The 22,829-nt window shown below is 63.0% G+C and carries 17 protein-coding genes; 5 read left to right on the forward strand and 12 right to left on the reverse strand.

The features are described from left to right. Window positions 1-13: 13 nt before the first annotated feature. A complete protein-coding gene (locus NMG80_RS33650) occupies window positions 14-1,741 on the reverse strand; it encodes an outer membrane beta-barrel protein (protein ID WP_254022129.1) in 1,728 nt (575 codons plus the stop codon). Between the two features lie 162 nt (window positions 1,742-1,903). Between NMG80_RS33650 and NMG80_RS33655 the strand changes: the two genes are divergently transcribed. Beyond that, complete coding sequence (locus NMG80_RS33655) at window positions 1,904-2,905, forward strand: KpsF/GutQ family sugar-phosphate isomerase (protein WP_254022130.1); 1,002 nt, start codon at window positions 1,904-1,906, stop codon at window positions 2,903-2,905. 39 nt (window positions 2,906-2,944) lie between these two features. On the opposite strand, the gene NMG80_RS33660 is transcribed toward NMG80_RS33655, so the two are convergent. The 7 genes from NMG80_RS33660 to NMG80_RS33690 form a co-directional block, all read right to left on the reverse strand. Further along, window positions 2,945-3,415 (reverse strand): NfeD family protein, encoded by a 471-nt coding sequence (locus NMG80_RS33660; protein WP_254022131.1) that lies wholly within the window; start codon window positions 3,413-3,415, stop codon window positions 2,945-2,947. Window positions 3,416-3,419: 4 nt separating this feature from the next. Continuing rightward, window positions 3,420-4,370: an SPFH domain-containing protein gene (locus NMG80_RS33665; protein ID WP_254022132.1), complete on the reverse strand. Its 951-nt coding sequence runs from the start codon at window positions 4,368-4,370 to the stop codon at window positions 3,420-3,422. Window positions 4,371-4,518: 148 nt separating this feature from the next. Beyond that, window positions 4,519-5,583, reverse strand: coding sequence for a ferrochelatase (hemH, locus tag NMG80_RS33670; protein ID WP_254022133.1), 1,065 nt, complete (start codon window positions 5,581-5,583; stop codon window positions 4,519-4,521). Between the two features lie 136 nt (window positions 5,584-5,719). Further along, complete coding sequence (locus NMG80_RS33675) at window positions 5,720-7,777, reverse strand: 5'-nucleotidase C-terminal domain-containing protein (RefSeq protein ID WP_254022134.1); 2,058 nt, start codon at window positions 7,775-7,777, stop codon at window positions 5,720-5,722. Window positions 7,778-7,955: 178 nt separating this feature from the next. Further along, on the reverse strand, window positions 7,956-8,327 hold the full coding sequence (gene omp10 / locus NMG80_RS33680; protein ID WP_254022147.1) for an outer membrane lipoprotein Omp10: 372 nt from the start codon (window positions 8,325-8,327) through the stop codon (window positions 7,956-7,958). A gap of 198 nt (window positions 8,328-8,525) precedes the next feature. After that, window positions 8,526-9,971 (reverse strand): homospermidine synthase, encoded by a 1,446-nt coding sequence (locus tag NMG80_RS33685; protein WP_254022135.1) that lies wholly within the window; start codon window positions 9,969-9,971, stop codon window positions 8,526-8,528. Window positions 9,972-10,372: 401 nt separating this feature from the next. After that, window positions 10,373-10,753: a Fur family transcriptional regulator gene (locus NMG80_RS33690; RefSeq protein ID WP_254022136.1), complete on the reverse strand. Its 381-nt coding sequence runs from the start codon at window positions 10,751-10,753 to the stop codon at window positions 10,373-10,375. 355 nt (window positions 10,754-11,108) lie between these two features. On the opposite strand from NMG80_RS33690, the gene aztC reads away from it, so the two are divergent. Further along, on the forward strand, window positions 11,109-12,092 hold the full coding sequence (gene aztC, locus NMG80_RS33695) for a zinc ABC transporter substrate-binding protein AztC (RefSeq protein WP_254022137.1): 984 nt from the start codon (window positions 11,109-11,111) through the stop codon (window positions 12,090-12,092). Between the two features lie 79 nt (window positions 12,093-12,171). Beyond that, on the forward strand, window positions 12,172-13,383 hold the full coding sequence (aztD, locus tag NMG80_RS33700) for a zinc metallochaperone AztD (RefSeq protein WP_254022138.1): 1,212 nt from the start codon (window positions 12,172-12,174) through the stop codon (window positions 13,381-13,383). Between the two features lie 128 nt (window positions 13,384-13,511). On the opposite strand, the gene NMG80_RS33705 is transcribed toward aztD, so the two are convergent. From NMG80_RS33705 to NMG80_RS33720, 4 genes are all read right to left on the reverse strand, one after another. Further along, the gene (locus NMG80_RS33705; protein WP_254022139.1) at window positions 13,512-14,174 is read right to left on the reverse strand and encodes an aminotransferase class IV family protein; all 663 of its coding nucleotides are present in this window, start codon (window positions 14,172-14,174) and stop codon (window positions 13,512-13,514) included. Beyond that, entirely contained in the window at window positions 14,123-15,268 is a 1,146-nt protein-coding gene (locus tag NMG80_RS33710; RefSeq protein ID WP_254022140.1) for an aminodeoxychorismate synthase component I, read from the reverse strand. Before NMG80_RS33710 ends, NMG80_RS33705 begins: the two co-directional genes overlap by 52 nt. A 173-nt stretch (window positions 15,269-15,441) precedes the next feature. After that, window positions 15,442-16,212, reverse strand: a complete 771-nt coding sequence (locus tag NMG80_RS33715; protein WP_254022141.1) for a helix-hairpin-helix domain-containing protein — start codon at window positions 16,210-16,212, stop codon at window positions 15,442-15,444. Between the two features lie 362 nt (window positions 16,213-16,574). Beyond that, complete coding sequence (locus NMG80_RS33720) at window positions 16,575-18,413, reverse strand: M3 family oligoendopeptidase (RefSeq protein WP_254022142.1); 1,839 nt, start codon at window positions 18,411-18,413, stop codon at window positions 16,575-16,577. A 223-nt stretch (window positions 18,414-18,636) separates the two neighbouring features. Between NMG80_RS33720 and NMG80_RS33725 the strand changes: the two genes are divergently transcribed. Together NMG80_RS33725 and NMG80_RS33730 are read left to right on the forward strand one after the other, a co-directional pair. Next, window positions 18,637-20,172 carry a sigma-54-dependent transcriptional regulator gene (locus tag NMG80_RS33725; RefSeq protein ID WP_254022143.1) on the forward strand — a complete coding sequence of 512 codons (1,536 nt, stop codon included), beginning with the start codon at window positions 18,637-18,639 and terminating at the stop codon, window positions 20,170-20,172. 415 nt (window positions 20,173-20,587) lie between these two features. After that, entirely contained in the window at window positions 20,588-22,489 is a 1,902-nt protein-coding gene (locus NMG80_RS33730) for a peptidoglycan L,D-endopeptidase MepK (protein WP_254022144.1), read from the forward strand. Window positions 22,490-22,829: the final 340 nt, after the last annotated feature.

A 22,829-nucleotide genomic window follows, 5' to 3' on the forward strand; every position in this document is an offset into this window, starting at 1 on the left:
CCAAACGGCTTGGTTACGGCTGCAGCGTCACCCCGACAAAGATGCTGTGCGCGGTGTAGTCGCGGCCCTCGAGGTTGCTGATCTGTTTTTCAGTTCTGGCGCGGGTGGTCAGTCCGGCATATCGGTTCAGCCACCACGTCAGTCCGGCCTCGGCGCTCAGCATCAGATCATGGCCATCCGACCCGATATAGTCGCGCCAGTCTGCGCCGAGAGCTGCGTTGCCGATCAGGTTGGCACGGATCTCCCGCTCGCCGGTGAGGCGGCCGGAGTAAAGGATAGTGCCACTTTCATTGGCGGATGTGGTGCCCTCGACGATCGTCTGTCCGGTGAGGCCGATCGTGGTGCCGCGTTCCGGCGACCATCTGAGGTCGGCGTTCACCGTGGCGCCCGAAATTGCCGACAGGCGGTCGTCGTCGATCGCCTCGCGCAGCCAGCCGGCCGAGAACTCGCCGGCAAGCTTCTCGCCGAGGTCGAGCTCGGCGCCGGCCCGAACGCCGAGCCGCGTCGAGGATCGTTCGAAACCATTGGTGTCGACGCGCAAATCATAGACCCGGCGGCCGATTTCGACCTCGGTGAAAGGGGTGATGGCGGGAGAAATCTCATAGCCGGTGCGCAAGGTGGCGGTATAGAGCGTCGAGTCGCGGTCTTTCTGCGACAGCGTTCCGCCCGTCGAAAGCCTGGCGTCGCCGTAAATGTCGTGTTCGACTGCGCCGGTCAGGGCGAAACGCATCTTGCCGGCATCCTTCTCGACCGCCAGGCTGCCGTCAATCGTCTGGCGTACCGGCTGCTCGACGGTGCCTTCGATGACGACCGGCGAGGAAGCCGATTCCGGCGCCGCCTCGTAACCGAGCTTGGCGATAGCGCGCAGATCGTTGTCGAGGTCGACGTTGAGCGTGCCATCGACACGGCCCCGCGCCTCCTCAACCTCGTCGCCCGATATGGTCTTGAGAAAGGTGCCGTAGCCGTCGACGACAGCTGAATTCTCCCGCCAGTCGGAAATGGCATTGAAGCGCAGCGTCGTTTCCGACAGCAGGGCCGGCTTGCCTTCGGCGCTTGAATCGGCATTTGACGACGCCCTCAGGCCCTGCTCGAGCGTCGGCCTGATCACGAAGGAGCCGAGTTTGATGCCGGTGGCGGCGAACGGGTCGTCCTCGGCCCTCCTGTCCCGGCCTTCGATGGCTTCGACGCGCTCGGCGCCCGGATCGAGCTGTTGCCTGTCGGCGGAATCGATGGTCAGGGCACGCGAATTGATTGGGTCCTGGTCGGTCTCGGCGGTGTCCTCGTCACCCGTCGTGGCCGTCGTCGCGGCGGCGCCTTGTGTCTCGGCGGCTTCGTCTTGATCGGCTGCGCCCTGGGTTGCGCTCGATGGCCGAGGCGGCGGGACGGGAACGGCCGCAAACGGATCGTCGGTTGCTTCCGGCGGATCAAAAATACTGCCGGTCGCGGGTGCCGTGTCGTCGTCCTGTACGGCGCCCGGGCTGGCCGGCTGATAGGCAGGCGTCGGCGCAGTGCTCTGGCTGTTTTCACCGGCCTGCGCCATCTGATCCTGGGCGGCCATGTTCAATTGCCTGGTTTTGCGCTGCTGGTCTTCCAGAATCGCCGATTCCGAAACCTCGCCGCGCAGCTCGGTTACCTGGGCATAGGGCTGGGCCGGCCGCAGCAAGGCGAAGACGCTGGTCGCCAGCAGCAAGGCGCAGGCCGCCTTGCCGTTTCGTCTTGTTTTCTTTTCAGCCCCGGACATCGCTACCACTGCTTGCGCGGCGCACGCGCGCCATACTTACCGAACCGTAAACGGGGATGGTTAACGGAGGATTGAGGCGGCGGTCGATCAAAGCCTAGCGGATGGCTACCGGATGGCAATTCCGTTGGACAGGCGCGCGGCAAAGCGCTAATCGCATCAGCCATGCATGCGGGATCCCCAGACAAGAAGCGGCTCGATGGGCAGGCTTCGATCGCCTCGGCGCTTAGAACGGTAGCGACCGAGCAGGCCGGTGTCGCGGCGCTGGCGGCCGCGCTCGAAAACGGATTGACCGAACCGTTCGCGCACGCCGTCGATATGGTGTCGCAGATCGCCGGCCGCGTCATCGTCACCGGCGTCGGCAAGAGTGGCCATATCGGCTCAAAGATCGCGGCGACGCTCGCCTCGACCGGCACGCCGGCTTTCTTCGTCCATTCTGCCGAAGCCAATCATGGCGACCTCGGCATGATCGCCAGGGACGATGCCATCATCGCCATCTCGTGGTCGGGCGAGAGCCGCGAGCTCAAGGGCATCATCGCCTATTCCAGGCGCTTCTCGATTCCGCTGATCGCGGTCACCGCCGGAGAGCGATCGGCGCTGGCACGGGCGGCCGATGTGGTGCTTTTATTGCCGCGTGCGCCGGAAGCCTGCCCGCACGGCCTGGCGCCGACGACATCGACGCTGTTGCAACTGGTGATCGGCGATGCACTGGCCATCGCGCTGCTCGAAGCGCGCGGCTTCACGCCGGATCACTTCCGCACCTTCCATCCCGGTGGGCAACTTGGCGCCAATCTGACGCAGATCCGCGACATCATGCATGTCGGCGACAGGCTGCCGCTGGTGCCTTCCGGCACTGGAATGCACGAAGCGATCCTCGAATTGTCGCGCAAGGGGTTTGGCTGCGTGGCGATAACCGCTGCGGATGGTGCGCTGATCGGCATTATCACCGACGGCGACATCAGGCGCCACATCGGCAGCAATCTCCTGGCGATGAGCGTCGATCAGGTCATGACCAAGGAGCCGAAGACGGCCGGACCGGATACGCTGGTGGCGACGGCGCTGCAGACGATCAACAGTTCGAACATCTCCAGCCTGATGGTTGTCGAAGGCAGACGGCCGGTCGGACTTGTCCATCTGCACGATCTGCTGCGCATCGGCGCGGCCTGAGAGACCTCAGGCCAAGGTCGCTCGCCGGAGATGGTGGGCTCAGTCCAGGACCGCCTCGACCGTCAGTTCCAGATCGGTGTCGGCCGCGCCCGTCACGCGCACCTGCGTGCCGGCCGGCAGATCGGGGCCGGAGACGCGCCATAGCGTGTCGCCCAGCTTTATGCGGCCGCGGCCGTCCCTGATCGGCTCGGCCAGGGTGGCCATCCTGCCGATCATCTGTGCGCCGCGGCGGTTGAGCAGTGGCTGGTCGGTGCCATCATCGCGCCCGCCCACCAGTTTCTTGCCGACATAGGCTGAAACCAGCGACATCGCCAGGAAAGCGAGAACCTGGATCTGCCAGGTCCAGAAGTCCGCGTCCCAGATGAGCAGCGACACCACGCCGATCAGCAGCGCGGCGATGCCGATCCACAGCATGAATATGCCCGGTGCGATGACCTCCATTACCAGGAGGACGAAGCCGAGAACCATCCAAACCCAAGGGCCGAGTTCGGAAATGATGCGGTCGAACATGGCCTCAGGTCTCGCTGGGACGAACGACGGGCGGGCGTGCAGCTTGCCGCGTGGCGCCGGCAGCGCCGTCGCTGCCGAAAACCTCCTTGGCGATCGCGCCAATGCCGCCGAGCGTGCCGATCAAGGATGAAGCTTCCATCGGCATCAGCACGACCTTGCTGTTAGTGGCGGAGCCGATCCTGGTCAGCGCCTCGGTGTATTTCAGCGCGACGAAGTAGTTGAGCGCCTGCACGTCGCCCTTGGCGATCGCTTCCGACACCACCTGCGTGGCGCGGGCCTCTGCCTCGGCCGAGCGTTCGCGCGCCTCGGCGTCGCGGAAGGCGGCTTCCTTGCGGCCCTCGGCTTCCAGAATCTGCGACTGCTTGAGGCCTTCGGCGTCGAGGATCTGCGCGCGCTTGTTGCGCTCGGCCATCATCTGGCGACCCATCGATTCGACGAGATTGGCCGGTGGATTGATGTCCTTGATCTCGACGCGGGTGATCTTGATGCCCCAGGGATGTGCCGCCTCGTCGACGACGCGCAGCAGGCGTTCGTTGATGGCGTCGCGGTTCGACAAAAGCTCGTCGAGGTCCATCGAGCCCATCACGGTACGGATGTTGGTCATCGTCAGGTTGAGGATGGCGTTCTCCAGCCCGGCGACCTGGTAGGCGGCCTGCGCGGCGTTGAGCACCTGGTAGAAGGCGACGCCGTCGACGGCGACGGTGGCGTTGTCGCGGGTGATGATCTCCTGGGTCGGGACGTCGAGCACCTGCTCCATCATGTTCAATCTGGAGCCGATGCGGTCGACGAACGGCACGATGAGGTTGAGGCCGGGGCTCAATGTCTTGGTATAACGGCCAAAGCGTTCGACGGTATAGTTGTAGCCTTGCGGGATTGTCCGGATGCCTTTGAAAAGCACGAGCACGACAAGAGCGACAAGAACAAGAAGCGCGATATCGAAACCACTGAATTCCATTTGGCTCTCCCTCAGATGCCGGCCACGGAATGTTTCTACGCAACCGACTTCACCAAACAGTTAAGTGTGTTTCAGGAACGTTACAATCAGGTGATAGTGGATTACCGGTGCATGGAAAGCCGGCTCGCGGCGCTCGATTTTGTCCGCTTCACACCCAACCCGACAACTCGCGCCGCACCATCGCCTCGATCACCGCCATGCCCTCGGCACTGTCGTTGAGGCACGGAATATGCGCGAACTTCTCGCCGCCGGCATGATGGAAGGTCTCGGCCGCCTCCCTGCCGATCTCGTCCAGCGTCTCTATGCAGTCGACAGAAAAGCCCGGATTGACGATGGCGATCGATCTCACGCCTTCTGCGGGCAATTTTTCCACCGTCTTGTCGGTGTAAGGCTGCAGCCACTCCTGCGCACCGAAGCGCGACTGAAACGTGGTGATCAGCTTCTTCTCGTCCCAGCCGAGCTTTTCACGCAGCAGTCGGGTCGTCTCCAGGCAATGCGCCTGATAGGGATCGCCCTTGTCGGAATAGGGTTTCGGAATGCCATGATAGGAGGCGATGACCATTTCCGGCTCGAAATCGAGGCTCGCCAGATGGCGCTCGATCGAACCGGCAAGCGCCTCGATATAGACCGGTTCGGCATAGTAGGGCGGCACGCTGCGGATCGCCGGGGCGCGGCGCATTTTCATCAGCGCGCGAAACAGCTGGTCGTTGGCGGTCGCGGTCGTGGTCGCGGAATATTGCGGATAGAGCGGAAAAGACAGAATGCGGTCGCAGCCTTGCGCGACCAGGCCTTTGGCGACGCTCTCGGTCGAAGGATTGCCGTACCGCATTGCCCAGTCGACGGTGACGCCGGGCAGGTCGCGCAGCGCCTCGGACAGCTTTTCGCTCTGAGCGCGGGTGTAGGTGCGCAGCGGCGACTCGTTACGCTGCCGGTTCCAGATCCTGGCATAGTTGGCGCCCGACTTCTTCGGCCGCGTGGTGAGAACCAGCCCGTAGAGGATCGGGTACCAGATCGCCTTGTTGAGCTCGATGACGCGCGGATCGGACAGGAATTCCCTGAGATAGCGCCACATCGGCTCGAATTCCGTGCCGTCGGGCGTGCCGAGATTGACCAGCATGACGCCGATCCTGCCCGCCCCGACCGGCGGCTGTCCTGCCGGCAGCGGGCCGAGGACCGTCGCAGCCTTGGGATCGGCAGGGTTGGGAAGCGTCATAAGCGATCTCCGGACACCGCGCGAAACTAGCGATGCCGCGCCGGTTTTCAATGCAGCGTCTGGCCGCACCTTATCAGCGAAAGCGGAAAGACCCGCCCGGTTTGCCGGACGGGTTTTCCAACAATGACGGAAGAATTCAGTTTGCCGCCGGGATGGTCAAGCTTGCGCCGACGGGAAGCCGGCGCGGCTCGTAGTCCTTGTTGGCGTCGGAGATCGTTTTCCACTTGGCGCCATCGCCATAGGCCTTTTCCGCGAGATCCCAATAGGTATCGCCGGCAACGACCACATGGCTGCTTTCGGCCGGTGTTGCCTCGGCTGGTTTGGCCGGTTCCGCCGCAGGAGCCGGTGCCGTCTCGGCTGGCTTGCCCGGTTCGGCAGGCGCTGGCGTTGCCGGGGGCTCCGCCGGCACGGCTGGCGGTGTCGTGGCAATGTCGTCCGAACCGGCCGGCGGCTCAGGCATCGCCGGCTCCGCCGTCGCGGCTGGAGCCGTTTCTGCTGGTTTTGCCGGCTCGGCCGGAGCGGGCGCAGCTTCGGCCGGCTTCGCCGGCTCCTGGGCCGGTACCTGGGCCGGTTCCGCCGCGGCCGCCGTGACCTCGGTGATGCGGCCATCGAGCTTCGGCGTATAGGGCCGATGCGCGCCGAGGTAATCGGCGACCACCTGTTCGAGGCCCGGACCGTAGTCATAGGCGTTCCTGGCCTTGTCGGCGAACACCTCGTAGCCGTCGCCGCCCTGGCGCACATAGTTGTTGGTGGCGACCAGGTAGTCCTTGTCCGGATTGATCGGCGTCCACGCGCCGCCTTGCATGACTTCGACCGATTTGACGCGCCCGGCATTCGGGGCAGCCGATTTGTCGAATGAATATTTTAGGCCGGCAACCTGCGGGAAGCGTCCGGCGCCGTCCTCGATCTGGCTGAGACCGTTCTCGAGCCCGGCAATCAGATCCTTGCCGGAAATCTGGAAAGTCGCCACCGTGTTCTGGAACGGCAGCACGTTCAGCACTTCGCCCATGGTGACCGTGCCCTGGTCGATCGAAGCGCGCAGACCGCCGCCATTCGTGACGACGATCTCCACACCCTGGTCCTTGACGCGGTCGAGGACGGCATCGGAGACGAGATTGCCCATCTCGCATTCGCGGGTGCGGCAGTTCTCACGGCTGCCGTCGATCGCCTTGGTGGTCTCGGCGACCTCCTGGTTCTTCAACGCCTCGATCGGCGCGCCGAGCTCCTTGATGCGGGCAAGCACGGCCGGGTCTGGCGTGATCGACTTGTCTAGGTGGATCGGGTCGCCGCTGGCCTGCTTCACGACCCCGTTGTCGTCGAACACGACCTTGAACTCGCCGAGATATTTGGAATAGGACGCCGCCTGGACGACCGGCACCTTGTAGCCGTCCGGATTGTCGACCATCGTCGGGTAGGGGCCTTCAGCCTTGGGGTCGGTGTTGGACAGCAGCGAATGGCTGTGGCCGCCAACCACCACGTCGACACCCGGGATCTTGGCAATGACGTCACGCTCGCGCTTGTAACCGATATGGGTGACTGCGATGACCTTGTTGACGCCTTCTCCCTTCAGCCTCTCGACCTCTGATGTGATCGACTTGACGTCGTCCTCGATGGTGACGTTAGGGCCTGGCGAAGCGAGCTCCGGCGTGTCGTTGGTGACCGCCCCGACGACACCGATCTTCTGGCCGCCGACCTCGATCACGATCGACGGTTTCACGCGGTCACCGAGCCTGGATTGCGCGTTGGCCTTCACATTGGCGCCGAGCACCGGAAACTTGATCATATCCAGGAACGGCGCCAGCGCCGCCTCGCCGTCGTCGAACTCGTGATTGCCGACCGCCATGGCGTCGAATTTCATCTGGTTGAGGAATTCGCCTTCGGTCTTGCCCTTGTAGGTCGTGTAGAAGAGCGAACCCTGGAAATTGTCGCCGGCGCTGAGCAGCAGCACGTTCTGGCCTTCCAGCTTCTTGCGCTCCTGGGCGATCGCCGTGATCAGCCGCGCCGCGCCGCCGGTGCACTCGCCCTTGGTCTCCTCTTCGGCCGAGCAGGTCGATTCATATTTGTTGTTGCTTTCGATGCGGCTGTGCCAGTCGTTGATGTGCAGGATGTTCAGCGTGTAGTCGGCAAAGGACACGCCGGTCGACAGGCCAAGCGCAGACACCGACAGGGCGGCAATGGCGGCGATCTTCTTCATCTTCGTCTCCCGGATGACCTGTTTAACGCCGTTGCTCGGCTGGAACATAACAGCCAGCTTTTGGCGCATGTTCACATCGCGTTTTAGCTGATGCAAGCGGAATCGGGGCAGCTTAGCCGGCGCAAAAAGGACGGCGGCCTCAAGCCGCCGTCCTATGCAAAAGCAATTCGGCATGCGCTCAGGTGCGTCGCGTCAGCACAAAGTTCTGCCCGCTCACGCTGGTGCAATTAAGCTGCGAGGTGGAGATCAACAAGCAGTTGAAGCTGATCGGCGTCTGGCGGATCAGCGAAGTGCCCTGGATTTGGACCGAGGTGCCGCCGGTCATGCTGTAGCTGCCGTCGGCAAGCTTCTGGCCGGTGTCGGTGGCGACGGTCTTGAAGCTGCCGCCGGCGAAGGTCGACAGGCCCGTGCCCTGCGCGTCGATCCACGAGCCTTCGACCGGGCTCCGCGAGGCCAATGGCGGCCCGCCCGGGCCGGCGGTGGTGCACGCCGCCAAGGCGGCAGCGGCCGCGACAATGCCGGCCGAAAGCAATTTGCGCGCAATCGTCATCATCAAGATCCTCTCCCTCTCGCATGGCCCGAAAATCGATCCGATCTTTCGGCAAGCACGATGCGTACACTCAAAGCGCCAGAGCGTGCTTTGTGCGTCCAGATGGATGCACGTCGCTCCAGGCCGCCTTCCTTCAATCGCCCGATTTCCAGCCGATTGCAAGGCAGTGAGACAGTGCTATCGAACGGGGATGCTGCACTATCGAACGAGGATGTTGCGGAATTGCCATGGGTCGTTTTTGTCGAGGTCTTCGGGGAACAGCCCAGGGCGGTTATCGAGCGGCGTCCAGTCGGTGTAGTAGCCCTTGATTGGCCCGAGATAGGGCGACTGCACTTCCAGGCAACGCCTGTAGTCCATCTCGTCGGCCTCGACGATGCCGGCCTCGGGATTTTCCAGCGCCCAGACCATGCCCGCCAGCACTGCCGACGTGACCTGCATGCCGGTGGCGTTCTGATAAGGCGCCAGCTTGCGCGCTTCCGCCAGCGACAGCTGCGAGCCGTACCAATAGGCGTTCTTGTCGTGGCCGTAGAGCAGCACGCCGAGCTCGTCGACACCATCGACCAGTTCGTTTTCGTCGAGCACGTGATGCACCGGCTGTGGGTTGCCGGCGGCGCCGAACATCTCGTGCAGCGACAGCACGGCGTCGTTGCAGGGATGGTAGGCGTAGTGACAGGTCGGGCGATATTGGACCTTGCCCTTCTTGCCGCGCAGGGTGAAGAAGTCGGCGATCGAAATCGACTCGTTGTGCGTCACCAAGAAGCCATATTGCGGGCCCGGCGTCGGGCACCAGCTGCGCACTCGCGTGTTGGCGCCCGGCTGCTCCAGATAGATCGCGGCCTTCGAGCCATGCTTGTGCTTCTTGCCGTTCTTCGGCATCCATTTCTCATGCGTGCCCCAGCCGAGCTCGGCCGGTTGCAGTCCTTCCGAGATGAAGCCTTCGACCGACCAGGTATTCCAGAACACGTTCATCGGCTTCGGCTTCTTGGTGCGCTGTGTGTCGCGCTCGGCGATGTGAATACCCTTGACGCCGGCCTTCTTCATCAGCCTAGCCCAGCCTTCGCGATCGTGCTGCGCGGGCTCCGAGAACTCGAGGCCAAGATCGGTGGCGAGGTTGACCAGCGCCTGCTTGACGAACCACGAGACCATGCCTGGGTTGGCGCCGCATGTGGAGATTGCGGTCGCCCCGCCGGGGTGCGCGCGCTTTTCTTCGATCATGGATTCGCGTAGCGCGTAGTTGCTGCGGCTGGCATTGTCGGCCTTGGTATCGAAATAGAAGCCGAGCCACGGCTCGACGACGGTGTCGATGTAAAGCACACCCAGCTTGCGACAGAGCCGCATCAAATCCACCGAGCCGGTGTCGACCGACAGGTTGACGCAAAAGCCCTGGCCACCACCTTTGGTCAGCAGCGGCGTCAGCAGCTTCTTGTAGTTCTTGCTGGTCACCGCATCCTGCATGAAGGTGATGTCGCGCTCGTCGAGCAGCTTGCGGTCGGTATCGCGTGGGTCGATGACCGTCATGCGCGACTTGTCGAACTTGAAATGGCGCTCGATCAGCGGCAGCGTTCCCCGTCCGATCGAGCCGAAGCCGATCATCACGACGGGGCCGGTGATCTCACCGTAAACGGGCCAGTTTTCATTCGCCATTTTATCGATTACTCCCCTCAGATAGGCTGAAAAGCCGGGCAAACAGACGCAAAGCGGAGCATTTTTTGCCCGACCGCCACGCGCTACAACCACAGATCATTGTCATAAACCAGCGAAAAGCCGCGAGCTACGCTGCTTTCGTCATGTGATTAAGGAGGACAACCAGTCGCTGACGGTCGGCAGTCATTTCCTTGTGGTCGAGGTCGAGCGCCAGCAATGGCGCGGAAAAGATGCGGCGAGCACTAGCTCTCGTCGATGGTCCCCGATCCGGGCCACAGCCCTATGCCTCCACGCCCAACAGCTTTGGCCGCAGGCCAAAAACAACCTGCGGATACGCCGATCTATTCACCCTGCGGCAGATCGTGTGTCGTCTCCGGATATTGGGAAGGCCGGCGTTCTCTTCAATGCGCGCAAGCCTCGCATAGACCCGAAAGCTCCACCGTGGCCGAGTCGGTTTGGAAGCCCTGCCGTCGGGCAATGCGGCGCAGCACGCGCTCCAATGCCGGGTCATGAACCTCACTTGCCCGCCCGCAATTCGCGCAGATTGCAAAGGCGGCGCGCCCATGGCTGCCGCGTTCGCTGTGGACGCAGAGCGCAAACGCGCTCAGGCTCTCGATCCGGTGAACCAGGCCCCGCTCGACGAGCCGATCCAGAGCGCGATAGATCTGTAGCGGTGAGCGGAGCCCTTCCTGGCGAAGAAGTCCAAGCAGTTCATAGGCCCCCATCGGCCTCTCGGAGCACGCCAGCGCGTCGAGCACCAGCTGCTGGTTGCGTCCAGGCATCCGCTGTTCCCCCGTATTCCAGGCAGTTGTTCCAGGCAGTTTTGATCATAATGGCGAGCGCCAGTTATAGTATAACATTTTCGATTGACGAGCGTGATAACATAACATAACGGATCGTCAAGAGCGGGGCTGACTTTGATGGCTCCCGCGAAGATGGATCGAATGGCTGCCTGTGTGATCTTTCAAGACCTGAAGCTGGGCCACAACAGCGCGCTTCGACGGGATCGTGCGGCCCGGCGATCATCTGTTGGCGGGCACGATCCACATTCCCTTTTATCTCTGCCGGGGCGCGCGGCTGCTTGCCCCGCCTCCGGCGCATCTCCCACAGAACCGCTTGAACAAAGGAGTCGATCGAATGTCCAGGACGCTGAAGCTCACCGCCGTGATAGGCGCTATAACATCGTTGCCAATCGCTCCGTCAGTGGCTGCTGCCGAGAACCTTAGGGTTGTCGCCAGCTTCTCGATCATCGCCGATTTCGCCAAGAATGTCGGCGGCGATCGTGTCGACATCGTCACGCTGGTCGGCCCGAATGGTGACGCCCATGTCTACGAACCGAAACCGGCCGACGCGGCAACCGTCGGTTCGGCCGACGTGGTGCTGGTCAACGGCCTGCAGTTCGAGGGTTTCCTCCAGCGTCTCGTCGAGGCGAGCGCCACGAAGGCGCCGATCGTGGAATTGACCAAAGGCGGCGAGGTGTTGCGCAACACCGAGGAAGAAGGTCACCACGATCAGGATAAAGCCGCCGAGGGCGAGGGAGGTCACGCCGCGGCGGAAGATGGCCATGAGGAAGGGCACCATCATCACGGCGAGTCCGATCCCCATGCATGGCAGTCCGTGCACAATGCCGAACTCTATGTGAAGAACATCGCCGACGCCTTCTGTGCCGCCGATGCAGCCGGCTGTGACACTTATCGGGCCAATGCCGAATCATACGGCCAGCAGCTCGAGGCACTGGAAGCGGAGATCAAAGCTGCCGTAGCTGAGATCCCCGAGGACAAGCGCACGATCATTACCTCCCACGACGCCTATCGGTATTTCGAGCACGAATACGGCATAAAATTCCTGGCACCGGAGGGCGTCTCCACCGAATCCGAGGCTTCAGCCTCCGATGTCGCGGCCCTGATCAAACAGATTAGGCAAGACAAGGCTTCGGCAATCTTCGTGGAGAACGTCACCAATCCGCGCCTGATCGAGCAGATCGCCAGCGAGACGGGCCTGAAAGTCGGCGGTGAACTCTACTCCGACGCCCTGTCGGATAAGAACGGTCCGGCTGCGACCTATCTCGAGATGATGCGGCACAACATCACGACGATCAAAGGCGCGATCCTCGGAAGCTGACCGCCACAACGGAAAGGCGGAGCAATCCGCCTCTTCGTCGATCATAATGCGTTATGTAATAACATCTAAGGAGAATACCATGAGGACAAATTGGGCGTCAGCCACGGCCATCGCGCTGCTTCTGTCCCTATCAACAAGTGCTGCCCATGCCGAGGAGGCGGCCGCACGGCGCCTCTTCATCTCGGATCACGCGGACCCGAAGGTGACCGTAATCGATGCGATCGATGGCGAAAAGCTCGACACGTTTGAGATCAAAGGGCCAGCCTCGCTCCATCGCAGCGAAAGCGGCAGGACCGTGTTTGCCGTGCAGGGCTCGGCCGGCGTCGTTGCCGGGATCGCGAGCGGCATTTCCTTCGAGGACCACGGCGAGCACGGCGACATCGACGTCGAAGCGCCAAAACTTGCCGGCGTCGAGATCACAGGCAAGGAGCCGTCGCATTTCGTCGAGCATGACGGAGACTTTGCCGCTTTCTTCGACGGCGAGGGTGTCGCCCGCATCATCTCCGAGAAGGCGGTCCTGGAAGGCAAGCCGGATTTCAGGGAAGTGAAGACCGACGCGCCGCAGCACGGCATCGCGGTCGCCTATGGCTCCCATGTCCTCCTGTCGGAGCCGAACCGGGAGAAGCCGGACGAGCTCCCGGTCGGCATCAGGGTCGCTGACAAAGCCGGCGCGCCGATCGGCGGTATCCACGCCTGCCCAGACCTCCACGGCGAGGCGTCTTCCGGCAATATCCTGGCTTTCGCCTGCGCGACCGGCCTGCTTGTCGTCAGCCAAGGCGACGGCAGCCCGGCGATCCGTCATCTGCCCTATGCCGACAGCCTGCCGGATGGCAAAACGACGACGCTGATCGGCGGCCGAGGCCTGCAATATTTCCTCGGCAACTACGGCGCCGACAAGGTGGTGCTGATCGATCCGACGATCGAGAGCGACGCATTCCGGCTGATCAACCTTCCGACGCGCCGCGTGCATTTCGCGGTCGACCCTGTTCGTGCCAAGTTCGCCTACGTCTTCACCGAGGACGGCCAGCTTCACCAGATCGACGTGGTGAAGGGGGAGATCGCAAACTCGCTCAAGCTGACCGACCCCTATTCGATGGACGGTCACTGGAGCGATCCGAGGCCGCGTGTCGCGGTCGCCGGCGACAAGATCGTGGTCACTGATCCCCTGCAAGGCGTGCTGCATCTCGTCGACGCGACGTCGTTTGAGAAAACCGGCGACATTGCCGTCGAAGGCAAACCCTTCAACATCGTTTCCGTCGGCGGCTCCGGTCAGACCCACGAAGGCGAATAGTCGCTCCTCCCAAGCGGCCGCCGCGCGTCCGGCCCATTTTTTCTCGGGCCGGACGCATCTTTTATAACTCAAGGGGAGACAAGCAAGGCGCAATCACAGATTGTATCGCCGGTGCCTTCGATTGCGTTTCAGCCAAGCCGTGCCGGGATCAGTCCGCGCAGTGAATTGCCGACGAACAGCGCTTTGGCCGACTTCAGATCATCCAAACTGTAGATTGCCTCGCGGGCGCGGCCTTCATCCAGCAATTCGCCGCGCAAGACGCCAGGCAGCAAGCCGCAATCGAGCCGCGGTGTTGCCAGCACGCCGTCGCCGAAATCGGCAAACAGATTGGTGATCGTGCCCTCACAGATTTCGCCATGCTCGTTGGCCAGCAGCACCTCGTCGGCCCGGCTGATCAGATATTCGGCTCGCGCCCGCTGATAGATGTCCCGGCGGCTCGTCTTGTGGCGCAGCAGCGTGTCGCTTGATTGAAGCCGCACCCGCGCCAGTTGCAGCCGCCAGACCTTGTCGGCCGCGTGCGGCTCATAAGGCAGCGCCGAGACCGTCACCTTGCCGCTGCGCGACAGGACGAGGCGTGTGCGCAAGGCGATGTCAGGCCGGTCGACGGCGTTCATGAGCATCTCGCCGACCTTCTGCGGATCGCAGGCAAAACCCAGTTCGGCCGCCGAGCCATAAAGGCGTGCCAAATGGCGGTCGAAACGGAGGAAGCCCTGGCCTGGCTGCCAGCGCATGGTTTCGATCAACTCGAAATCGGCGGTGTTCCCGTCGCGTAGCGCGCTTTCAGCAGGCACTCCTGATACTCCTCCTCGGCCGTCGAATCGAAGACGACGCCGCCGCCGACATTGTAGACGGCCTCGCCGCTGGAAAAGAGCGATATGGTGCGGATCGCCACCGAAAAGCGCATCGTGCCGCCAGGCGCGATCCAGCCGATGGCGCCGCAATAGACGTCGCGCGGCGTGGCTTCCAGATCGTGCAGGATTTCCATGGCGCGGATTTTCGGAGCGCCGGTGATCGATCCGCATGGAAACAGCGCAGCGAAGATCCGGCGGATGGTGAGGTCGGGCAACAGCTTGGCCCGCACGCGGCTCACCATCTGGTGGACGGTCGGGTAGCTCTCGATGCGGAAAAGCTCCGGCACCTCCAACGTGCCGACTTCGCTGATCAGCGAAATGTCGTTGCGCAGGAGATCGACGATCATCCGGTTCTCAGCCTGGTTCTTCTCGTCATTGAGCAAGAACGCCTTCAGCCGCTTGTCCTCCGCTTTGGTCGCGCCGCGCGGGGCGGTGCCCTTCATCGGATGCGTCTCGATCATGCCTGCGGCGTCGATCTCGAAGAACAGTTCCGGCGAACGCGACAAAACCACCGGATCGCCGAGCGCGATCAGCGCGCCGTATTTCACCGGCTGGCGCTCCGTCAGCGCATCGAAGGCGGCCAGCGGATCGCCCGACCACTGCGCATGAACCGGAAAGGTCAGATTGCCCTGATAGCAATCACCCTTGCGAATGTGATTGTGCAGCCGCGCAAAGCGTTTTGCGTAGTCTTCTGAGGACCAGGCGGCTCTGGCGCTAAAGATCGGGCCGTTGGTCGCCGGCGCGTTGCCGGGCACGATCGGCTGTTCGATCGGCGCGTCGAAGATCCCCAGGCAGACAAGCGGGGCGCGGCGTCCGCCCGGCAGCAGCGGAACGAGCTTCGGCTCGAGCAGGTAGCCGGCCTCGTAGGAGAAATAGCCGGCCAGCCATTTGCCGGCGTCATGCGCGGCCTGCGCAATTTCCAGAGCCGGCAGGAAATCCTCCGCCTCATGCGCCACGATGATGTCGGCCGGCCGGTCGAAGACGAGCTGATATGCGCGCTCGTCATTTCGAAAAATTGCAGAGGGCAGGGGCATGGGACTCGGATGCTGCGATCAATGACGCCAGCTATCGCTCTATATGGCGGCTCGATCGCGCGCAATCGAGAGGCCGGCGTCTCAAGACGCAAACGCAGCCTTGGTGCAAAAGCAAACCGGCAGCACCTCGCGGGTTGTCGCCGGTCTGTATGTGCTCGATGCCGGCAGGCAATTCAGGTGTTGCTCCCGGTCCCCGCGGTCGGGAAGCGGCGCGCGAATTCCTCCTCATCGCCGGCGGCAAGCAGTTTCGCCTGCTCGATCCAGCGCTCACGCTCGATGCGGCCGTCGAAGTTCAACGTCTCCTCGATCCGCTTGACGTCGGCGGCCGTCCAGGCAGCGATCTGCGCATAGGTCGTGACTCCGAGCCCGTTGAGCAGTCGCTCGTTGGCCGGACCGATGCCGATCAGGCGGCGCAGATTGCTGGCTTCGCCCGCCGCCGCCTTTGCTGTCGCAGCTTTCTTTGCCGCTGGCGCAGCGCTCTTTGGTGCAGCTTTCGATGCGGGAGGTTTTGGCGCACTTGCCTGCGACGCGCTCGCTTTCGACGCACTCGCTTTCGATGCACTGGCCTTCGGCGCGGCCGCCGCCTTCGCGGCCGCCGGTTTCCTGGATGTGGTCTTTGCCGGCCCGGTGCTTGCTGGCCCGGTCTTTGCTGGCGTCGTCTTGGCCGGCGCCGCCATCAATGCCGGCGGCACCGGGATTGCTGCCTTTGTCGCACCGGTCTTGGCGCCTTGTGCCTCGCCCAACTGGCGCTCCAGGTCGGCGCGGGCGCCGCGGCATACTTCCAGCTCACGGGCCAGGCGGTCGGCGTCGGCGCGCAGCCTGTCGCGCTCGCTGCGGGTTCGGTCCATGTCATTGTCGCGTTCGCCACGCGGGCGTCCCCAGATGAACCAGCCAACCAACACACCTACCAGGAACGCCAGGAGCATGTAGAAAAAAGTGCCCATTGTCTCTCTCCAGTCCGATCCATCTGCCGTGGCCTGGGACCTTGGCACAAGGACCATTCAATGGTGTGCTCCGCTGCTCGCGGAACAGCCGGCTTAGATCGCGCTGTCGGCGACCGGCTTTTCCTGCCATGGCCAACGGCGCTGTCGCAATCGTCGAAGCGCCGTGACCGGCCGAAGATTTGGCCCAAGCCCGGCGCCCGACTGCGGTTGTGGCGGGACGCTATCATACAGCTTCCGGAAAGCTAACGGAAAAATTCCACGGAGAGTTATTCAAGAACAGATATTTAGGGCAAGAATAGAATGGCCGCAATATGCATTGCGGCTAAACTGTTCTGTCGAACCTGGATGTTCAGCGCTGCGCGTCAATTGTCCAAAGCTTCGAGCTCGTCGATCAGCCCGCCGATCACGCCAAGTCCGATCTGCCAGAAGGCAGGATCGGTGGCATCGAGACCGAAGGGTGCCAGGAGCTCGGAATGATGCTTGGTGCCGCCGGCGCGCAGCATGGCAAAATACTTGTCCTGAAAGCCACGCTCTGCATTCTGATAGACCGCATAGAGCGAATTCACCAGGCAGTCGCCGAACGCATAGGCATAGACGTAGAAAGGCGAATGGATGAAGTGTGGAATATAGCTCCAGAAGACCTCGTAACCCTCGCGCAGCTTGATCGCCGGCCCGAGGCTTTCCGCCTGCACTTCCAGCCAGAACTGGCCAAGCCTGTCGGATGTCAACTCGCCGTTTTTGCGCTCGGCATGCACCTTGCGCTCGAACTCGTAGAAAGCGATCTGGCGCACGACCGTGTTGATCATGTCCTCGACCTTCTGGGCGAGCATGGCCTTGCGCTCGCGCTTGTCCGTGGTCTGGTCCAGCAGCGAGCGGAAGGTCAGCATCTCGCCGAACACGGAGGCCGTCTCGGCCAGTGTCAGCGGCGTCGAGGCCATCAGCGCGCCCTGGCCTGCGGCGAGCACCTGATGCACGCCGTGGCCAAGCTCATGCGCCAGCGTCATCACGTCGCGCGGCTTGCCCATGTAGTTGAGCAGAACATAGGGATGCGCCGACGGCACGGTCGGATGCGCGAAGGCGCCCGGCGACTTGCCAGGCCTTACCGGCGCGTCGATCCAGTTGCGGTCGAAGAAAACCCGGGCGATCTCCGCCATGTCAGGTGAAAAGCGCTGATAGGCGGAAAGCACCGTGTTCTTGGCCTCGGCCCAGCCGATGATCGCTTGCGGGGTCTCCGGCAACGGCGCGTTGCGGTCCCAGTGGTTCATCACTTCCATGCCGAGCCAGCGCGCCTTCATCGCATAGTAGCGGTGTGACAGGCGCGGGTAAGCGTCGCGAACGGCTGAGGCCAGCGCATCCACCACGCTGCGCTCGACGCGGTTGGCGAGATGACGCGAATCGGCGATGTCCTCGAAGCCGCGCCAGCGGTCGGAAATCTCCTTGTCCTTGGCCAGCGTGTTGGTGATCAGCGTGAAGATGCGCAGATTCTTGCGGAAGGTTGCGGCCAGCGCTTCAGAAGCCCGGCGGCGCACCTCGCCATCGGGGTGCTGGAGGCGGTTCAGCGCTGGCTCCAGGGTCAGCTCTTCGCCATCGATGTCGAAGCGCAGATCGGTCATCGTCTCGTCGAACAAGCGGTTCCAGGCGCCGCGTCCGGTAATCGACTTCTCATGCAGAAGCTGCTCGACCCGGTCTTCGAGCTGGTAGGGTTTGTCCATGCGCAGATCAAGCACCCACGGCCGGTAGTGAGCGAAGCCGGGATCGGCAGCAAGCGCGGTTTCGATCGCGGCATCGTCGACAAGATTCAGTTCGAGCGCGAAAAACAGAAGATGCGCGCTGGCGTCGGTCATCTTCTCCTGAATGTCGCCATAGAGCTTGGCGCGCTGCGGATCCGCGGTGTTGCCGGCATAGATCAGTCCGGCATAGGAGACGATCCGGCCGATCAGTTCCTCCAGCGCCTCATAGGCGGCAAGCGCCTCGCCCAGCCTGCCGCTGTCGGCACGCTCCGCCTCGGCGGCGAGCGTGCCTTTCCAGCGGCTCTCGAAGCTGATGGCATCGGCGATCGCCTTGGCGATGTCGCGTTTCAGCTCGGGGGCGTCCATGCCCGAATAGAGATCGGCGAGATCCCATTCCGGCAGATCACCAAGCTCCGCCGCGCCCTGACCGGACGCCGCCGCCGCAAGCTGCCGACCAAAAACCATGCTCATTGCCGATACTTTCCAGATTGCAAGACCTGAGCGGTCAGACCCTAAGATTCAAAGCGCCAAAGATTCAAGGGGATGAGCAAAGCCGGTCAAATCCTAAGGAATTCGTTCACCGGGTTTTTTGAAACCTTATTTAGAACCCTGTGCCAAGATGATCCATAGGGTGGATTCCCCATTGGGTGGGCATTTTGGGGTGGGCAGTTGGGCGAGCATCGTTGAACCAGTCATGACAGGTTCCATACTCATAGTCGATGACGATCCCGTGCAGCGCAGGCTGCTCGAGGCGGCGGTGACGAGATTCGGCCACAGCGCGATCATCACGGATGGCGGCGAGGCCGGTCTCGATGCGCTCGACGGGCCCAATGCGCGCAGCGTGTCGGTGGTCATCCTCGACCTCGTCATGCCGGGTCTCGACGGTATCGGCGTGCTGAAGGCGATGCGTGAGCGCGGCATCCAGGTTCCGGTCATCGTGCAAACCGCCCAGGGTGGCATCGAGACCGTCGTTTCGGCCATGCGTCACGGTGCTTTCGATTTCGTCGTCAAGCCGGCATCTCCCGACAGGCTGCAGGCATCGATCGGCAACGCGCTCAAAGTCGAGGCGGTCGAGGGTGAAGTGAAGCGCACGTCGCGGCGGCGCGGCGGCCATTTGACCTTCAAGGACATGATCACGCACAGCCCGGCGATGGACCGGGTGATCCGCCTCGGCCAGAAGGCGGCCGCGTCCAACATCCCGATTCTTATCGAAGGCGAATCCGGTGTAGGCAAGGAGCTGGTGGCGCGCGCCATCCAGGGCAGCGGCGATCGCCGCTCAAAACCGTTCGTTACCGTCAATTGCGGCGCCATCCCCGACAATCTGGTCGAATCGATCCTGTTCGGCCACGAGAAGGGCTCGTTCACCGGCGCCACCGAAAAACACACCGGCAAGTTCGTCGAGGCGCATTCGGGCACGCTCTTCCTCGACGAGATCGGCGACCTGCCGCTCGACGTGCAGGTCAAGCTGCTGCGCGCCGTGCAGGACGGTGAGGTCGATCCGGTCGGCGGGCGCTCGACCGTCAGGGTCGACATCAGGCTGATCTCGGCGACACACCGCAATCTTCTGCAGCAGGTCAAGGACGGCAAGTTCCGCGAGGATCTGTTCTACCGCCTGAACGTCTATCCGATCTTCGTGCCGCCGCTGCGCGACCGTCGCGACGACATTCCGTATTTGGTCGAGCATTTTCTGGAGAAGGTTGCGCCCACCGATCCACGCCATCGCCTGCACGGCATTTCGGCTGCGGCGCTCGCCATGCTGCAGGCCTACGACTGGCCGGGAAATATCCGCCAGCTGGAAAACGCCGTCTTCCGGGCCTCGGTGCTTTGTGAAGGCGATGTGCTGACCGAAGAGGAGTTTCCGCAGATCCGGGCGCAGGTCGAGGGCACCGTCAACCTCGATGCTCATGGCGTGTTGCCCGCGTCGCCTTTGGTCACGGAGCCGCTTGGCGAGGACGCCCACGCCCCTAACGGCATCGCTGTAACCGAGCTCGATCCGCCAGCCAGGCCGCAGCCTCGCTTCGGCACGCTGCGGGCGCTGGACGAACGCGGCAATGTGCGGACGCTGGCCGATGTCGAACTCGAAATGATCAAGCTCGCCATCGACCATTATAGCGGCCAGATGAGCGAAGTTGCCCGGCGCCTCGGCATCGGCCGCTCGACGCTCTACAGGAAGCTCAAGGAATACGGCATCGATCCGGAAACAGGTCGTATCGACCGGCTTGCTTCCTGACAAGCCAAGTCCTCCCTGACAAGGCAAGTCCTTCCTGACAAGGCAAGTCTGGCCAGCTTGCCAGCCTGGCATCAGAACAGTCGACAGTCGTCGATCGGGCGTGACGCGCCACGAGTGACGCGCTTGCCGGCAGTGTTCACGCATTGAGGCGTCTGGTAACAGATCGTGTTCATGCAAAGCCCGAAACATGATCTAAACCAGCAGTTTACCAAGAAACCCCGTGCAATATTTTTGACGGGATATCGCCACGGTGTTACCGCATTTCGGCTTCAATAAGCGATGATTAACCATTAGGATCGATATTCGGATACGAACACCACCGCATCCGTTGGTCAAATCCGGGGACAAACGGCAGCCTGCAAGGCCTTTTGATTTGAACAAAGTCGAACGACACACAAACGGGCGGCACAATCACATGAGCGCCTGGCCGAGATGGCTGGCAGCGGTGATTCTCGCCTTTGGCTTCCTTACAGCGGCTGCGACCGGCGCCAGCGCCCAGACACGTTCGCTGAAACTCTACAACCTACACACCAAAGAGAAGGCGGAGATCGTCTTCAAGCGCAGCGGCCGCTACGATCAGGCGGGTCTGAAAAAGATCAGCGTTATCCTGCGCGACTGGCGCCGCAACGAGCCGACCAAGATGGATCCGCGCCTGCTCGACCTGGTCTGGGAGGCTTACCGGCAGAGCGGCGCCACCGACTACATCCAGGTCGTGTGTGGTTATCGCTCGTCATCGACGAACTCGATGCTGCGCAGCCGCAGCAGGGGCGTAGCCAAGAAAAGCCAGCATACGCTCGGCAAGGCCATGGACTTCTACATTCCCGGCGTGCCGCTGAAGAAACTGCGCGACATCGGTCTGCGGATGCAGGGCGGCGGCGTCGGCTATTATCCGAGGTCCGGCTCGCCCTTTGTCCACATGGATGTCGGCAATGTGCGGCACTGGCCTGGCATCAGCCGCCAGGAACTGGCGCGCGTGTTCCCCAATGGCAAGACGCTGCATGTGCCGAGCGACGGCAAGCCGCTGCCCGGCTATTCACAGGCGCTCGCCTCCTACAAGGCGCGCAAGGGCGCCGGCGCTCCCGCCATCGAAATGGCCAGCGCAGGTGGCGGTTTCAAAAGATCCGGCGGTCTGCTGGCGGCTTTCTTCGGCGGCGGTGAAGACGAGGCCGATGACAGCGCCGATGTGGCAGTCGCGCCAACGCCGAAGTCAACCGTGAAGCCGGCGAACGTGAAGCTGGCGTCCGCCAAGCCGGCGCCGGCCGCCAGGAACAGCAAGCTTCCGGGCATTGCCATCGTGTCGCCTGAGGATGCGAAGCGCGCCGAGATTCCGCAAATCGCCGATGCGCCTGCTCCGGAACCGGAGGAGGACACGCCGGAAACGATCATCGCGGCGCTGCCGGCGCGTAGCGTGCCGCTGCCCGATTTCGCCCCGCGTCCGAAGACCGATGTCGCTCAGCCGCCCGAAACCGTTCCGTTCGGCGTGGCGGATGCCACCGCCACCACCGAACAGGCGGTGACGACCGCGCAAGCGCCGGCAAACGCTCCCTTCGGCATGGCCGAACCGTCCGTTGTCGCCGCCGATGCGGTGCAGGTTGCTGCCAATGACATCCCGTTGCCGACCTGGCGTCCCAATCACTCGCTGCCGGCCGACCTTGCAGCGGCCGACCTCGCGCCGCAGGACAAGGCTGTGCTTCTGGCGCTGGCGGACACGGCCGGGCACAGCAAGACCGCTACCGATGTGTTCTCGGTGCTGCCGTCGGCTCGGCCCGATCTGGCCCAGCCTGACTTGGCCCGGCCCGAGTTGGTCCAGCCTGACCAGGTCCAGTCAGCCGCGGTCCAGTCTGACGCGGTCAAAGCTGTCCTCGAACGGGTCAGCGCAACCGACGAATACCAGGTCGCTTCGCTCTCCCAGCCAAGCTCGGTCCTCGGTGAGCTGGCGAAGGGCAATCCCGCATCGCCGCGCGATGCTGTCTTTGCCCGCCCGGCTGGCTCCGATCCGGCCGCGGCGATCGGCACGGGTGTGAAGACCACCCGCAAGGCGGCCAGGGCAACCGCCCGTGACCTCAAGCCCGGCCCCAAGTCCGTGGTGGTCGCTGCCGAGCCGAACGCGGCGCGCTGGGCGTTGAACAGCGGCGAGAATGTCGCCGCCGTCTCCAGCGCAGCGACGGCGCCGCGCTACGCCTACAATATCGTGCACACGCCGCCAACCGAAGTCTATACCGTGGGCTTCCAGGCGGAGGATCAACTGGCCGACGCCAACCGGTTCACCGGCAATGCCGTCAAGTTCCTGTCGGTCGCCCGCTTCCAGACCAAATAGTGGATCGACCAGCAAAACAAAGCCGCGCCGCCCGCGCGGCTTTGTTTATGCATGTCGCAATCGCAAACCGCTGCATGCCCTCGGGTCAGGCCCCGGGTCAGGCCCGAGGCATGCTTTTGCGCGGCATGCATTGGTCCCCTGAGGGTTGTCTCTAGTTCCTCTGCACAGTGATTTTGACACGTTGGGCCGATCGGCAGCGCCGTCGACAATTCCTCTCAGCCAATTTCAGTGGCAAATCGCAAACCTTCGAGATTGGCCGAACCGTCCTTCCACTTCGTCATCCCAGGGCGAAGCAAGGAGCGAAGCGACGCGGCGCAGACCCTGGGATCCATATGTGGAC

Origin of the sequence: Mesorhizobium escarrei (assembly GCF_935825525.1) — a bacterium.
Taxonomy (GTDB): domain Bacteria; phylum Pseudomonadota; class Alphaproteobacteria; order Rhizobiales; family Rhizobiaceae; genus Mesorhizobium; species Mesorhizobium escarrei.

What these genes read in the sequence shown, in the direction of transcription:
- NMG80_RS33725 (WP_254022143.1), top strand. Translation starts at nt 18,637, where the DNA reads ATGACAGGTTCCATACTCATAGTCGATGACGATCCCGTGCAGCGCAGG.
- NMG80_RS33675 (WP_254022134.1), bottom strand. Translation starts at nt 7,777, where the DNA reads ATGAAGAAGATCGCCGCCATTGCCGCCCTGTCGGTGTCTGCGCTTGGC.
- NMG80_RS33660 (WP_254022131.1), bottom strand. Translation starts at nt 3,415, where the DNA reads ATGTTCGACCGCATCATTTCCGAACTCGGCCCTTGGGTTTGGATGGTT.
- NMG80_RS33655 (WP_254022130.1), top strand. Translation starts at nt 1,904, where the DNA reads ATGCATGCGGGATCCCCAGACAAGAAGCGGCTCGATGGGCAGGCTTCG.
- omp10 (WP_254022147.1), bottom strand. Translation starts at nt 8,327, where the DNA reads ATGACGATTGCGCGCAAATTGCTTTCGGCCGGCATTGTCGCGGCCGCT.
- NMG80_RS33715 (WP_254022141.1), bottom strand. Translation starts at nt 16,212, where the DNA reads ATGGGCACTTTTTTCTACATGCTCCTGGCGTTCCTGGTAGGTGTGTTG.
- hemH (WP_254022133.1), bottom strand. Translation starts at nt 5,583, where the DNA reads ATGACGCTTCCCAACCCTGCCGATCCCAAGGCTGCGACGGTCCTCGGC.
- NMG80_RS33730 (WP_254022144.1), top strand. Translation starts at nt 20,588, where the DNA reads ATGAGCGCCTGGCCGAGATGGCTGGCAGCGGTGATTCTCGCCTTTGGC.
- NMG80_RS33665 (WP_254022132.1), bottom strand. Translation starts at nt 4,370, where the DNA reads ATGGAATTCAGTGGTTTCGATATCGCGCTTCTTGTTCTTGTCGCTCTT.
- NMG80_RS33685 (WP_254022135.1), bottom strand. Translation starts at nt 9,971, where the DNA reads ATGGCGAATGAAAACTGGCCCGTTTACGGTGAGATCACCGGCCCCGTC.
- aztC (WP_254022137.1), top strand. Translation starts at nt 11,109, where the DNA reads ATGTCCAGGACGCTGAAGCTCACCGCCGTGATAGGCGCTATAACATCG.
- NMG80_RS33690 (WP_254022136.1), bottom strand. Translation starts at nt 10,753, where the DNA reads ATGCCTGGACGCAACCAGCAGCTGGTGCTCGACGCGCTGGCGTGCTCC.
- aztD (WP_254022138.1), top strand. Translation starts at nt 12,172, where the DNA reads ATGAGGACAAATTGGGCGTCAGCCACGGCCATCGCGCTGCTTCTGTCC.
- NMG80_RS33650 (WP_254022129.1), bottom strand. Translation starts at nt 1,741, where the DNA reads ATGTCCGGGGCTGAAAAGAAAACAAGACGAAACGGCAAGGCGGCCTGC.
- NMG80_RS33710 (WP_254022140.1), bottom strand. Translation starts at nt 15,268, where the DNA reads ATGCCCCTGCCCTCTGCAATTTTTCGAAATGACGAGCGCGCATATCAG.
- NMG80_RS33720 (WP_254022142.1), bottom strand. Translation starts at nt 18,413, where the DNA reads ATGAGCATGGTTTTTGGTCGGCAGCTTGCGGCGGCGGCGTCCGGTCAG.